Genomic DNA, 13,735 nt, shown 5'->3' with positions numbered 1-13,735 from the left:
TTTTCTAATTAGTATTCAATTTAAGCAACAATGAATGAGATTTAAAAACTATCTCTTTTTGTTTGCTACATTTAATCGGTTTACAGCACGAACAAGAGCTATCTCAGCACGCCCTAAATCAATATCATGATTTTGAGTTTCTTTTGCTTTTTGAATTTTAGCTTCTGCACGTTCTTTCGCTGATTCCGCACGAGAAACATCAATGTTTTGTTCTGTTTCAGCACTATTAGCAATTATTGAAACAACATTATCTCTTATTTCAATAATACCGCCATTAACAGCTACCCAATCTGAATTTCCACCATCTGCCTCAGTCTTATCAATTCGAACAGCGTCGATATTTAAAGGTGAAATAAGTGGCGAGTGATTTGGTAAAACACCTAATGAACCCGCTTGAGTACTCGCTACTAAAAATTTTGCTTCGTGGTCGTAAATAATACCACTTGGCGTTACGATATTAACTATGAAGGAACCCATTTTTGTTTACCTCCTTCTTAATATCCCAATTTCTCAGCTTTTTCAATTGCTTCTTCAATACGACCAACACTTCTGAAAGCTTCTTCTGGTAAGTTATCATGTTTACCGTCTAAGATTTCTCTAAAGCCTTTAATTGTCGCATGTAAAGGAACATAACTACCTGGTTGACCAGTAAACTGTTCAGCAACGTGGAAGTTTTGTGATAGGAAGAATTGGATTCTTCTAGCACGTCCCACAACTACTTTTTCATCATCAGATAATTCATCCATACCTAAGATCGCAATGATATCTTGTAATTCTTTATAACGTTGTAATAGTCGTTGGACTTCAGTCGCTACTTTATAATGTTCTTCTCCTACAATACCAGGTTCTAGAGCACTAGATGAAGAAGCTAATGGATCCACCGCAGGGTAAATACCTTGCTCTGCTAAACGTCGTTCTAAGTTAGTTGTTGCATCTAAATGGGCGAAAGCTGTTGCCGGAGCCGGATCCGTATAGTCATCGGCTGGCACATAAATCGCTTGAATAGATGTAATCGAACCATCTTTAGTTGATGTGATACGTTCTTGTAATTGACCCATTTCCGTAGCAAGTGTTGGTTGGTACCCAACAGCTGAAGGCATACGTCCTAAAAGGGCAGATACTTCAGATCCTGCTTGAGTGAAACGGAAAATATTATCAATAAATAATAACACATCTTGTTTTTCTTGGTCACGGAAGTATTCCGCCATTGTTAAACCAGTCAATGCAACACGCATTCTGGCACCAGGTGGTTCATTCATTTGACCAAACACCATGGCAGTTTTTTTAATTACGCCAGAGTCTTTCATTTCAAAGAAAAGGTCATTACCTTCACGAGTTCTTTCACCAACACCGGCAAAAACAGAAATACCACCTAATTCTTGAGCGATATTGTTAATTAATTCTTGGATTAATACTGTTTTACCAACACCGGCACCACCAAAGAGACCAACCTTACCACCTTTTAAATAAGGGGCTAAAAGGTCAATAACTTTAATACCTGTTTGTAGAACTTCTGAATCTGTACTTAAATTTTCATAGGTTGGTGCTTCTGTATGGATACTTTTTTTCTCCATTGTATCTGGAAGCGGCTCATCTAAGTCGATGGTCTCTCCTAATACGTTAAACACGCGACCTAGAGTTTCTCTACCTACTGGCACGCTAATTGGTGATCCAGTATGTAGTACTTCCATTCCACGTTGTAAACCATCAGTGGATTCCATAGCGATGGTTCTTACGACACCATCACCCATTTCAATCGTTACCTCAAGGACAACTTTTTGTTTGTCTTCTGATTTATAAACAACTAATGCATCATTGATATCTGGTAATGATTGATCTAACGGAAAAGCCACATCAACAACGGGACCAATTACTTGGACTATTTTTCCGATTTTCATTTCACAAATTCCTCCCCGTTAATCTTCTAAAGCTGCTGCACCACCGACAATTTCGGTGATTTCTTCAGTAATTGCTGCTTGTCTGGCTCTGTTAAATGAGATTGTCAAATCATCAATAATATTACTTGCATTTTCTGTCGCACTCTTCATTGCTGTCATACGAGCAGCATGCTCAGCAGTTTTAGAATCTAACACTGCTCCGTAGATTAAACTCTCAGCGTATAGGGGCAGTAATGTATTTAAAATTGCATCTTCAGAAGGTTCAAGAATATAATCTTGTTCATAAGATTTTGCTTCTTTAGCATCCAAATCTTCAATAGGTAACATTTTTTCTGCACGAAATGCAGAAGATAATGTATTAACATGATGATTATAACAAACGTATAATTCATCAAATACTTCATTGTTATACATTTGAATTGCTGAATTAACAATCTTACGGACTTCATTATAACTTGGATGGTCACTAAGACCTCTTAATTCGTAAGAAACTGGAATGTCTCTATTTTTAAAGAAGTCTGCACCAGTTCCTCCAATTGACATAATAACAACTTCATTTTGATCTTCATGATCTGTTTGAAGCATTTCAATCGTATTTTTGATAACTGAGCTGTTGTAACCACCGGCTAAACCTTTATCTGAAGTGATAATAATATAGCCTGTTTTTTTTACTGGACGAGCAATTAACAGCTTATGGTACATTTCCATGCTATCTTCAAAACTAGAAAAATCGGCATTTTCAATTGCTTGCAATTGTGAAGATGCTAAATGTGTCGTAATACTTCTAACTTTTGAAGCATACTCTTGAAAACGTCTAGATGATTGTTCAGATTTTGTCAATTTGGAAGCTGCTACCATTTGCATAGCACTTGTGATTTGACTCGTCTTTTTTGTTGAAGCTATTCTCTTTTTAATATCTATAAGGGAACCGCCCATACTCAATCACCACTTTCTAGGATTGTGTTAATTCGTCTGCAACTGAAAACTGACTAGAACTAAAAATTCCTTTGAATTCATCAATTGCTTTATTGATGTCTTCTGGATTTGGTAAATTCTTAGTGTTTTTAATTGTATCAAAAATTGCTGGGTAGTTGTTTCCAACATATTCAAACAATTCTTTTTCAAAACGAAGAATATCGCTTACTGGAATTGTATCTAAGAAACCATTTGTTAATGCGTAAAGAATTAATACTTGTTTCTCAACGCCAATTGGCTCATGAACATTTTGTTTTAATACTTCCACAGTACGTTTACCACGATTTAACTTCGCTTGTGTTGCTGCATCTAAATCCGAACCAAATTGCGTGAAAGCTTCTAATTCACGATAACTTGCTAAGTCGATACGTAAAGTACCGGCAACTTTTTTCATCGCTTTAATTTGGGCAGACCCACCTACACGTGATACTGAAAGACCAGCATCAATTGCAGGACGCACGCCTGAGTAGAACAAATCACTTTCTAAGAAAATTTGTCCGTCAGTAATAGAAATAACGTTTGTCGGAATATATGCTGAAATATCCCCAGCTTGTGTTTCAACAAAAGGTAATGCAGTCATTGAACCGCCACCTAATGAATCATTCAGTTTAGCCGCTCTTTCTAATAAACGAGAATGCAAGTAGAATACGTCCCCAGGGAACGCTTCACGACCTGGTGGTCTTCTAAGTAATAATGAAATTTCACGATAAGCAGCTGCTTGTTTTGATAAATCATCATAAACAACTAGAACGTGTTTTCCATTATACATAAATTCTTCACCCATTGTAGCACCAGCATAAGGAGCTAAATAAAGTAGCGGTGCTGGTTGAGATGCAGCAGCAGATACGACAATCGTATAATCCATTGCACCATATTTTTTAAGTGTTTCCACTTGGTTTCTAACTGTTGATTCTTTTTGACCGATGGCAACATAAATACAAATCATGTTTTCATCTTTTTGGTTAATAATTGTGTCAATCGCAACAGATGTTTTACCTGTTTTACGGTCACCAATGATTAACTCACGTTGGCCACGACCAATTGGTACTAAAGCATCAATTGCTTTCATCCCAGTTTGAAGTGGTTCTGCTACAGATTTACGATCCATAACGCCTGGAGCATTTCCTTCAATTGGTCTTGTTTTACGTGTTTTAATATCGCCCATTCCGTCAATTGGTTGACCTAATGGGTTAACAACTCGCCCGATTAAAGCTTCCCCTACTGGTACTTCCATAATACGACCAGTACGTTTTACTTTATCGCCTTCACGAATATCTTGGTATTTACCTAAAATGATAATACCAACACTATCAGACTCTAAGTTTTGAGCCATACCGTATACACCATTATCAAATTCTAATAATTCACCTGACATGGCATTCTCTAAACCGTAAGCACGTGCAATACCATCCCCAACATAAGAGACAGTACCCACTTCGTCTACCGTTAAAGATTCTTCGTATTTAGCAAGCTGTTGTTTTATATGCGAACTAATTTCTTCCGCTTTAATACTCATGTATTTCACCTCTCACCTTGTTACTAAGCATCATTTCAGTAGAGCACTGTGAATATCTGTTAATTCACTTCTTACACTTTGATCAATGACACGATGTTCAGATTCGATAATCATTCCACCCATAATAGCTGGGTTTAATTTTGGTCGAATAACAACTTTATTAGCATGAAATTGTTTTGCTAAACGTTTTTCTAAATCATGTCGTTGGTCCATGCTAAGTGCTACTGCCGTTGTTACATCTACTACTACAATACCATATTGTAGATAGTATAAATGTTCGAACTCATCGATAATTTCTGGCATTTCATCCATACGGCCGTAGTCATAAACAGTATGAATAAATTTCGCTACCGTATCACCGAAACTATTTTCTAAGTCTTTTACAATATTAACTTTTTCATAAACCGATAGACGATCATCTGATAAGATATCGCCTAAATCTGGAACTTGACGGTAAACTTCCCTTAACTGAAGCATCTCTTGATAAACTTCTGAAACTGATTTCAGTTGTTCTGCTTCAGAAAACAGGGCTTTACCATAAGTTTTTGCTACAGTATATTTTCTATTCATCGTCATCGACTCCTAGCTTTTCAATACTAGATTGAATTAACTCTTGATGAGTGCTTGCCGATAATTCCTTTTTAAGAATTTTAGAAGCAATTTCGACTGATAAGTCTGCTACTTCTTTTTTCGCTTCGTCAATCATTCGCTCACGTTCAATGCGTAAATCTTCTTGAGCTTGTTTTTTGATACGTGTTGCATGCTCTTGTGCATCAACCAAAATAGCATGAGCGTTGTTCTCTGCTGTATCTTTTGCTTGTGCAATAATATTTTGCGCTTCAGTACGTGACTGTTTAAGTTCCGTTTGTCGTTGTTTTTCTAACTTATCGGCTTCTACTTTAGATTGTTCTGCATTATCAATGTCAGATGCGATTTTTTCTTCGCGATCTTGCATCATCTTTACTACTGGACCCCATGCAAACTTTTTCAAAGCCAATAATAGAACTAGAAAAGAAACAGAAACAAAAAGGATTGTACTTAGCATACTTTGACCGCTATTAGCCACGACTAATTCGTTGATCATAAGTTTACTACACTTCCTTCCTCAACCATAAATATGGTTCTTTTCAATTCAAAAGTTTTATTATTACTTGAATACTAATAGTAGGGCGATAACCACACCTAAAATTGGAACGGCCTCGATTAAGGCAACCCCGATAAACATTGTACCTCTTAATTGTCCAGACATTTCTGGTTGACGAGTCATTGACTCAAGTGTTTTTGAAATTACTTTACCGTTACCGTATGCTGCTCCAATAGAAGCGCCAAATACTGCGATAGCTGCTGCTATATAATTTAATCCTTCCATTATGAAAATCCTCCTAAATTGTGTGTTCTTTTTATTCTTCTGCTTCTGCTTCTACTTTATGTGACATATAAACCATCATTAAAGTAACAAAAATAAATGCCTGTACTGCTCCAATGAATAATGAGAAGGTTTGCCAAATCACTTCTAACGGTACGGCCAATATAAATTTGGCTGGCCCGCTTGCTCCTAAGTTAGCAATTAATGTTAGCAATACTTCCCCAGCAAAGATATTTCCATATAAACGAAGACCTAACGTTAATACGTTAGTAAATTCTTCAATAATTTTAATTGGTAATAAGATTGCTGTTGGCTTCATAAAACTATTAACAAAATAGTTTTTGACTCCTTGTTTTTTCAATCCATAATAATGGGTTAAAATAATTGCGATAAATGCCAGTGTTAATGTTACTAATGGATCTGCCGTTGGACTCTTCCAATATGAAATTTCCTCTGGGAACTGAACCACTTTTGTAACTAAACCAAGTAAGTTTGAGACTAATACAAACATAAAGAATGTAAAACCTAATAAATGATAGTCATTAACCTCATTCTTAGGAATGTTGTCAGAAACAATACCTTTAACAAAATCAACGATAAACTCAAGAACATTTTGTTTACCCTTTGGCTTCATCTGTAAATTTCGACTGCAAAAATACACAATGCTAAAGACAATAACGCACGTTAAAATTGTCATCATACACAAAGTCGCGTCGAATGGGATTCCCGCAATCTCAATTATCCAGGACTTTTCTTCCACCTCAATTCACCCCTTTTCCTTTTAGAAAATAATCTTTCGCAAAAAGCTTTTTTGGCTCTTTGGTTTCTTATGATGAAAAGACTTAGAGAAGTCCATTCCTATCACCTGCTGAGGCCACGATTTTTTGGTCTCAACTAGAACCATGATAACACCAAATGATAAATAACACAAAGCAAATCTAGAAAATTTTTCTATGAGTTTTTAGTTATTTATCTATTAAAAAAAAAGGAGATAAGCCGAGAAGAAATTCTTCTCTTTTGGCTTATCTCTGTCTCTCTCTTAATGTACGATTTATTTCGCGATTCATATCTTTTTTCTTTAAATCTTGACGTTTATCGTATTGTTTTTTACCCTTAGCAACACCAATTAACACTTTAGCAAAGCCATCTTTAATATAAATTTTAAGAGGAATTAAAGCTATCCCTGTATTCTTAGCCTCAGCACTCAGTTTAGCTATTTGCTTTTTATGCATCAATAACTTTCGAGTTCTTAGTGGGTCATGATTAAACAAGTTACCTTGTTCGTACGGACTAATATGAACATTTACTAAGAATGCCTCTCCATCTCTAATCCTAACATAACCATCTTTTAAGTTTACTCGGCGATTTCTAATCGCTTTAATTTCAGTTCCTTTTAAAACCATTCCAGCTTCAATTGTCTCTAATACCGCATAATCATGGCGAGCTTTTCTATTTTGAGCAATTAGATTTCCTTCACCTTTTGGCATGTGTCTCACCTCTTTTTATTTCGAGAACTTTTCCCTTTTTTCTTTTTGGCCACTTTTTTATAAAACGGTTGATCTGATTTTTTCTTACCGCCAACTTTTTTCTCGTTTCGATACGTTGGTTTCTTACCTTGTTTTTTTCTATCGGTTCCTTTTCTATTGTCATTTCTTTTATTATTTTTAGGTATTTCAATAGGTGTAGTTACTTTTTCAGCAGATAGAAGTTCAAAATCGATTTCTCTTGTGTCAACATCTGCTTTTGTTACTTTGATTTTAACAGGTTGTCCTATCTTGTAAACAGTACCAGTTCGTTCGCCAACTAGAGCTAAATGATTTTCAACAAAATGGAAATAATCACTTTTTAATTGGGAAACATGAATTAATCCTTCTATTGTATTAGCCAATTCTACGAACATACCGAATTTAGTAATGGATGTAATAATACCATCAAATTCCTGATCAATTTTATCTTGCATAAATTCAGCTTTTTTCATATTATCCGTATCACGCTCAGCCTCAACCGCACGTCTTTCCATTTTTGAGCTATGATCTGCTATATCAGGAAGTTCTTCGTTCCATTTGCTTTTCAATTCATCTTTAATTGGTTTTTGACTATATGACTTAATCAGTCGATGAACAATCAAATCTGGATAACGTCTAATGGGAGAGGTGAAATGTGTGTAATCATCTGCTGCTAAACCGTAATGTCCTACTGGATCTTCTGAGTATCTTGCTTGTTGCATACTTCTTAATAACATCATGCTTACAACAGGTTCTTCTGGTTTTCCAGCAATTTGATCTAACACTTTTTGCATTTCTTTTGGACTAACATCATCTTTTTTACCTTTAACTAAAATACCAAAGTTAGTAACAAATTCAAAGAAACGTTGGACTTTTTCTTCTTTAGGATGTTCATGAATTCGGTAAATAAAAGGTAATTTCAATTGAGTGAAATGTCTAGCAATTGTTTCGTTTGCAGCTAACATAAAAGATTCAATCAGTCTTTCCGCCACTTTTCTTGTTCTAAGCTCGATGTCAATCGGGTGTCCTTCCGCATCAACAATAATTTTAGCTTCACGGTCTTCAAAAGAGATTGCTCCACGATCTTGACGCATGTTTTCTAAGATCGTATGTAATTCTGCCATTTCATCAAAGAAAGGAATTAATTCTTTATATGTTTCAAGCGTTTCCTCATTTGATCTCTCTAGTATTTCATTCACTGCAGTATAAGTCATTCTTGCTGATGAATGAATAACACCTTCAAAAATATCATGAGAAACTACTTGTCCTTCATTCGTAATTTCCATTTCACAAGACATTACTAATCTATCCACATCAGGATTTAAGGAACAAATACCATTTGATAGTTTTCTTGGCAACATTGGAATTACTCGGTCTGTTAAATACACACTGGTTGCTCTATCACTTGCTTCCATATCAAGAGGACTGTTTTCAGTCACATAATGAGAGACATCTGCAATATATACACCTAATAAATAATTTCCATTATCTAATTTTTTCACTCTAACAGCATCATCTAAATCCTTGGCCTCTTCGCCGTCTATTGTCACGATTATCTCATCACGCAAGTCAACTCTGCCTTCAATTTCAGATGCCAGTACATGATCAGGTAGTTTTTCCGCTTCTTTTAATGTACTTTCTTCAAAATCTGTTGGAATACCATGCTGTAGTACAATTGATAAAATATCCATACCTGGATCATTTTTATGCCCAATCACTTGTTTAACTAATCCTTCGAAACTAAAAGTATGCTCCTCATCGGGATAATAAGTAATCTCAGCAACAACCACACTTCCATCTTCTGGTTTAATCCCCTCATCAGCTACAAATAAGCGGTAACGATTTAGCTTTTTATCTTTAGGGACAATCGTGCCATAAAGTCCACTTTTTTGGATGTCAGCTTCACTATATAGATTAAATATACCGACAATTTGCGTCATACTTCTTGAAACGATTTCAACAACTTTACCTTCAGCTGCCTGATCTTCCATTGGACTTCCTTGTTTTAGTACTTCAATTTTTACAATGTCTCCTTCTAAAGCGAAGTTAGTAAAATCTTTAGGAATAAAAACATCATCTTCCTCACCTTCGATTGAAACAAAGCCAAACCCTCGATCATTGGAACGAAAAATTCCTTCCATATATTGATCTTGTCTGTTTAATTTAATTTTTCCTTTTTGGTTAAAGAGGACACTTCCCTCTCTTTCCATTTGAGCAACACTTTGTACTAGTAGTTTAAAGTCGTTACTCTTTTGAAACCCTAATCCTTCAGCAATTTGTTCGAGAGAGAAAGTTTGTTTTTTACTCTCTGACATAAATTGTATGACGGATTCTTTAATATTATTTGTCATAATTAATCCTCATTCCATGGTATATGACTCAAAAATGCTTTCACATCTTCTTCAAACAACTGACGCTCCTTGCTGACTGTAATAACATGTGTACTGTTGGCATACCAATGAATCTCATGATACGTTTTCTTAAGTAATTTGCCAACCTCATAAACTCCCATACTATTAATCATTTCATCTAAGCCTGCCTGGGCTAAGAAAATAGGAACCGACAACTCTTTCAATTTTAGCGAAGTTTGACTCGTTACTTCTAAAATTGCTTGAAGTTGATTTTTTAACGGCACTTTTATCATATTTAATTTTTGTTCTAATTCATCGGGTGATGATACTTGTTTTTTATACGTAAATTCAGCATATTGCATAAAATTCGGGTAAATATCGTGTTTGCTTGTTGGGTCTAATGGTGAGCAAAATGCTCCACCAGCAACAAATTCACCTGGAAACTCTTCTAATAATTTCATCGCAAACAATCCGCCCATTGATAAACCGAAAACAGCTATTTCTTCATAGCCATCATTTTTTAATTTATTAAAAGCTTTCACTGCGTCATCATACCAGACGTCTGGTGTCATATTTAGTATATTCATCGGGTCTTTTGTTCCGTGTCCCGAAAACAAAGGTGCTAAAACGGTATAACCTTCTCTTTCAAGTTTTCTTGCTAGCATACGAACATCGTTTGGACTTCCTGTGTACGCATGTAATAGTAAAACTGCTTTTTCCCCATTTTGTAAATATAATTCCTGTGGCAACATTCTCATCATCCTTATCATAAATCTTGTTTACATTGTACCAATAAAAAAGTCTCCTGTCAGAACAGGAGACCAAGATTTACTTATTTCGATGATAAAACTGCTAAAGCTATTGCAACTGCTACCCAAACAACACCTAAGACTGCTGTAGCTTTTTGCATAAATGCTTCAAAGCCCCTCGCTTTTGTTTTTCCAAACAACTCACTTGCTCCACCTGAAAAGGCACTAGCCGCATTGTTTTGTTTACTTGGTTGCATCATAACAGCAATAATAATTAACACTGATAAAATAAGCATAATGATTAATAAGAGATTATACACAGTGTGTCCTCCTTGTCTCTTTAAAACTAATTGACATCTCACTAATTTTATCATAAGTAGGTGTCAAATTCTAGTTGTTCCATTTAATTAATCTAAATAATTTAAATTAATGTTTTGCCACCCACTGCGTAGTTTCCTTTAGACATATCATTGATAACGATTGATACGGCTTCCTCTTTAGCGCCTGTTGTTTTTACAATTGCTTCTGTTACCTCTTTAACCATGGCATTTTTTTGTTCCTGGGTACGACCTTCTAATAACTCAATATGAACGATTGGCATAATAATTCTCCTTTATATTTCCTATTTCTTTCAGTCTAACGCTCCAATACGAAACCTGTCAATCTGTTTATTTTTAAACTCAAAAAAAAGAGGTCGCTGTTTAAGTCGACCTCCTAAATTATTTGTTAAAATACTTTTTCAGATGCTTTTCCTTCTCTACCAGGTTTCATCTCAACGATTCCTTTACTGATAGCTCCCACTGGACAAACCAATGTACAAAGATGGCATCCCACACATTTTTCTGTATTACAATGAGGCACACGATTTTCATCATCCCAAACAATAGCTTGATGCGCGCCATCGTAACAAGAAATATAACAACGTCCACATGCGATACATTTGTCTAAATCAATTACAGGATATACTTTGTAATCACGATCTAAGTTTTCTGCTGGGATAATATTTTCATTAGCTAACCCAACTAAATCTTCTAAACGATCAACACCTTGTTCTTCCATATAATGCATTAGACCATTTTTCATATCTTCCACAATACGGTAACCGTACTGCATAATACCTGTTGTTACTTGTAGTGTTGACGCACCTAAAAGAATAAATTCAGCGGCATCTTCCCATGTTTCAATCCCACCAATACCTGAAATAGGTAGGTTTTCAAAACCTTCTGCAGAACGTAATTGTTGCATAAAACGTAGTGCAATTGGTTTTACTGCTTTTCCAGAGTAACCTGAAATAGATGATTTTCCATTAACAACTGGTAAACCAATTTTACGATCTAAATCAATATTAGCAATTGATTTCACAGTATTAATAGTAGCAATACCATCAGCGCCGCCTTCCATTGATGCTTTTGCAACAGTTACCATATCTGTCACATTTGGAGTCATTTTAGCCATCATCGGTAATTTAGAACCACGTTTAACAGCTGCACAATACGTGCGACATAACTCAGGATTAGTACCCACATCAGATCCCATTGCATGAGATGTCATTTGTGGACAAGAAAGATTCATTTCAATCATGTCAGCTCCAGCTTCATCTACTAAACGAGCCAACACTTCCCAATCTTCTTCATTTGTTCCCATAATAGAGGCAATTAACACTTTTTCTGGGTATTCAGCTTTCAAACGTCTTAAGTCTGCTAAATTTTCTTCAAGAGAATGCTCAGCAATTTGTTCCATATTTTTAAATCCAACAAAAGGAGTGCCTTCTTTTGTTAAAATGTCAAAACGTGGTGATACTTCATCAATGACAAAATGTTCTGGGCCGATTGTTTTAAATACAACGCCACCCCATCCAGTGTCATATGCTTTTTTACACATATCATAGCAGTTACCTACTGGAGATGATGATAAACAAAATGGATTTTCAAATTTTACACCTAAAAAATTAATCGACAAATCTTTATTAATCATTAGTTGTTACCTCCTAAAAATTCATGAATTTCAGCAGCAACTTCTTTTCCTTTTTTAACTGCCCAGACAACTGTCATGTCGCCATGAACAATATCTCCAGTGACAAAAACTTTTTTATCATCTGTTTGATAACCTGAAGTTAATACTTTATTATTTTCTACCTCAATGTCTAAATTACTTGGATCAACTACTTGACCAACAGCTAAAATAATTTTTTCAGCTTCAATAGCAAGTTCATTATTTAAGTGACGGTGTTTAAATGTTACTGTATTATCTTTAACTGCTACTGGGTAATAGCCATCAATAATCGTTACGCCTTGATTTTGAGCGCCTTCTAATTCTTTTTTAGATGCTTTAAATTCACAAAATTCTTCATAAACAACATCTGTGACGTGCTTAACTCCTAATAATTTAAGAGAAGTGACAACGTCCATTGCTACATCTCCACCGCCAATAACTAAAGCGTCTTTTGGTAGATCAATATTGCCTTGGTTATCGCGAGCTCTTGAAAGGAAGGATACTGCAGTTTCGACTGCTGGATTATTATCAAATAAATCTAACATTTTACCTTGGCTAGCACCTATTGCAATAATAACAGCATCAAATTTAGCTTTTAATTCGTCCATTGTAATGTCTTTACCAATTGTTGTTCCAAAGACAAATTCAGCGCCTAAATTAGCAATTCTTAAAATTTCATAATTAACAATAGCGTTTGGTAGACGGTATTCTGGAATACCATATCTTAAATAACCACCTGCTTGTTCACTTTTTTCATAAACAGTCACGTCATAACCAAGTTGTAAAAGAGAAGCTGCTGATTGTAAACCTGATGGTCCACTACCAACAATTGCAATTTTCTTGCCATTAGCTTCACCTTTTTTAAGGATTTCCATTTCCGTTTGTTGCTCAAAATCTGTTACAAATTTTTGTATACCACCAATATTAATTGGTTTATCAATTTCAGATCTAGCACAGCCCATTTCGCAATACTTTTCAGTTGGACAAACAAGAGCACATATGGCACCAAGTGCGTTGTTTTCTCTTATTGTTTCTGCAGCACCTTTAAAATTTCTAAATCTAACACTTCTGATAAATGATGCAGGATCAGTTCCTGCTGGACAAGCTTTTGAACAAGGGGCATCCAAACAAAGCAGACATTTTTCTGCTTCTTCCATAATTGTCAGCATTGAATACGATGATTCAATTTCTTCTAAATACTTATTATCCATAGTTGCAACCTCACTTTATTTATATTTAAGGGAAACTCCCTAATGGTCATCTTTCTATTGTGAGTAAATTCACATTAGTGATTAAAAAAAAGAAAACTAACAAATCTTATTTATAATTATTATAATTTAAATGCGCGCTTTTTTATAATATATGTATATTTTACCTTTTTAT

Annotated in this window: 15 protein-coding genes; all 15 read right to left on the bottom strand. The window is 35.2% G+C overall.

Translation table 11 applies throughout. The features are described from left to right. Nucleotides 1-48: 48 nt before the first annotated feature. Nucleotides 49-477, bottom strand: coding sequence for a F0F1 ATP synthase subunit epsilon (locus tag RR554_RS06645; RefSeq protein WP_332463504.1), 429 nt, complete (start codon nucleotides 475-477; stop codon nucleotides 49-51). A 17-nt stretch (nucleotides 478-494) separates the two neighbouring features. After that, nucleotides 495-1,898: a F0F1 ATP synthase subunit beta gene (gene atpD, locus RR554_RS06640; protein WP_332463503.1), complete on the bottom strand. Its 1,404-nt coding sequence runs from the start codon at nucleotides 1,896-1,898 to the stop codon at nucleotides 495-497. Between the two features lie 18 nt (nucleotides 1,899-1,916). Continuing rightward, nucleotides 1,917-2,834 (bottom strand): F0F1 ATP synthase subunit gamma, encoded by a 918-nt coding sequence (locus RR554_RS06635; RefSeq protein WP_332463502.1) that lies wholly within the window; start codon nucleotides 2,832-2,834, stop codon nucleotides 1,917-1,919. Nucleotides 2,835-2,850: 16 nt separating this feature from the next. Further along, nucleotides 2,851-4,389: a F0F1 ATP synthase subunit alpha gene (gene atpA / locus RR554_RS06630; RefSeq protein ID WP_332463501.1), complete on the bottom strand. Its 1,539-nt coding sequence runs from the start codon at nucleotides 4,387-4,389 to the stop codon at nucleotides 2,851-2,853. A 30-nt stretch (nucleotides 4,390-4,419) separates the two neighbouring features. Further along, nucleotides 4,420-4,959: an ATP synthase F1 subunit delta gene (gene atpH, locus RR554_RS06625; protein ID WP_332463500.1), complete on the bottom strand. Its 540-nt coding sequence runs from the start codon at nucleotides 4,957-4,959 to the stop codon at nucleotides 4,420-4,422. Further along, a complete protein-coding gene (gene atpF, locus RR554_RS06620) occupies nucleotides 4,952-5,473 on the bottom strand; it encodes a F0F1 ATP synthase subunit B (protein ID WP_332463499.1) in 522 nt (173 codons plus the stop codon). Before atpF ends, atpH begins: the two co-directional genes overlap by 8 nt. A 63-nt stretch (nucleotides 5,474-5,536) precedes the next feature. After that, nucleotides 5,537-5,758 (bottom strand): F0F1 ATP synthase subunit C, encoded by a 222-nt coding sequence (gene atpE / locus RR554_RS06615; protein ID WP_332467670.1) that lies wholly within the window; start codon nucleotides 5,756-5,758, stop codon nucleotides 5,537-5,539. Between the two features lie 31 nt (nucleotides 5,759-5,789). Then, a complete protein-coding gene (atpB, locus tag RR554_RS06610; RefSeq protein WP_332467669.1) occupies nucleotides 5,790-6,515 on the bottom strand; it encodes a F0F1 ATP synthase subunit A in 726 nt (241 codons plus the stop codon). A 262-nt stretch (nucleotides 6,516-6,777) separates the two neighbouring features. After that, entirely contained in the window at nucleotides 6,778-7,242 is a 465-nt protein-coding gene (gene smpB / locus RR554_RS06605; protein WP_332463496.1) for an SsrA-binding protein SmpB, read from the bottom strand. Nucleotides 7,243-7,247: 5 nt separating this feature from the next. Then, the gene (gene rnr / locus RR554_RS06600; protein ID WP_443081325.1) at nucleotides 7,248-9,614 is read right to left on the bottom strand and encodes a ribonuclease R; all 2,367 of its coding nucleotides are present in this window, start codon (nucleotides 9,612-9,614) and stop codon (nucleotides 7,248-7,250) included. Further along, nucleotides 9,614-10,363, bottom strand: coding sequence for an alpha/beta hydrolase (locus RR554_RS06595; protein WP_332463494.1), 750 nt, complete (start codon nucleotides 10,361-10,363; stop codon nucleotides 9,614-9,616). Before RR554_RS06595 ends, rnr begins: the two co-directional genes overlap by 1 nt. Before the next feature lie 80 nt (nucleotides 10,364-10,443). Then, complete coding sequence (gene secG / locus RR554_RS06590; RefSeq protein WP_332463493.1) at nucleotides 10,444-10,680, bottom strand: preprotein translocase subunit SecG; 237 nt, start codon at nucleotides 10,678-10,680, stop codon at nucleotides 10,444-10,446. A gap of 101 nt (nucleotides 10,681-10,781) precedes the next feature. Next, nucleotides 10,782-10,961, bottom strand: coding sequence for a 2-hydroxymuconate tautomerase (locus RR554_RS06585; protein WP_332463492.1), 180 nt, complete (start codon nucleotides 10,959-10,961; stop codon nucleotides 10,782-10,784). 125 nt (nucleotides 10,962-11,086) lie between these two features. Continuing rightward, complete coding sequence (preA, locus tag RR554_RS06580; protein WP_332463491.1) at nucleotides 11,087-12,334, bottom strand: NAD-dependent dihydropyrimidine dehydrogenase subunit PreA; 1,248 nt, start codon at nucleotides 12,332-12,334, stop codon at nucleotides 11,087-11,089. Then, nucleotides 12,334-13,563 (bottom strand): FAD-dependent oxidoreductase, encoded by a 1,230-nt coding sequence (locus RR554_RS06575; protein WP_332467667.1) that lies wholly within the window; start codon nucleotides 13,561-13,563, stop codon nucleotides 12,334-12,336. The genes preA and RR554_RS06575 overlap by 1 nt, the downstream gene beginning before the upstream one ends. Between the last annotated feature and the right edge of the window lie 172 nt (nucleotides 13,564-13,735).

Source organism: Vagococcus sp. (assembly GCF_036639995.1).
GTDB lineage: Bacteria > Bacillota > Bacilli > Lactobacillales > Vagococcaceae > Vagococcus.
This window is presented reverse-complemented; position numbering and strand designations above follow the sequence as displayed.

Excerpts from the sequence above, each read along its gene's own strand:
- atpD (WP_332463503.1), bottom strand. The coding sequence starts at position 1,898 with ATGAAAATCGGAAAAATAGTCCAAGTAATTGGTCCCGTTGTTGATGTG.
- RR554_RS06635 (WP_332463502.1), bottom strand. The coding sequence starts at position 2,834 with ATGGGCGGTTCCCTTATAGATATTAAAAAGAGAATAGCTTCAACAAAA.
- atpE (WP_332467670.1), bottom strand. The coding sequence starts at position 5,758 with ATGGAAGGATTAAATTATATAGCAGCAGCTATCGCAGTATTTGGCGCT.
- RR554_RS06585 (WP_332463492.1), bottom strand. The coding sequence starts at position 10,961 with ATGCCAATCGTTCATATTGAGTTATTAGAAGGTCGTACCCAGGAACAA.
- RR554_RS06645 (WP_332463504.1), bottom strand. The coding sequence starts at position 477 with ATGGGTTCCTTCATAGTTAATATCGTAACGCCAAGTGGTATTATTTAC.
- preA (WP_332463491.1), bottom strand. The coding sequence starts at position 12,334 with ATGATTAATAAAGATTTGTCGATTAATTTTTTAGGTGTAAAATTTGAA.
- RR554_RS06575 (WP_332467667.1), bottom strand. The coding sequence starts at position 13,563 with ATGGATAATAAGTATTTAGAAGAAATTGAATCATCGTATTCAATGCTG.
- atpF (WP_332463499.1), bottom strand. The coding sequence starts at position 5,473 with ATGATCAACGAATTAGTCGTGGCTAATAGCGGTCAAAGTATGCTAAGT.
- atpA (WP_332463501.1), bottom strand. The coding sequence starts at position 4,389 with ATGAGTATTAAAGCGGAAGAAATTAGTTCGCATATAAAACAACAGCTT.
- RR554_RS06595 (WP_332463494.1), bottom strand. The coding sequence starts at position 10,363 with ATGTTGCCACAGGAATTATATTTACAAAATGGGGAAAAAGCAGTTTTA.
- atpH (WP_332463500.1), bottom strand. The coding sequence starts at position 4,959 with ATGAATAGAAAATATACTGTAGCAAAAACTTATGGTAAAGCCCTGTTT.
- smpB (WP_332463496.1), bottom strand. The coding sequence starts at position 7,242 with ATGCCAAAAGGTGAAGGAAATCTAATTGCTCAAAATAGAAAAGCTCGC.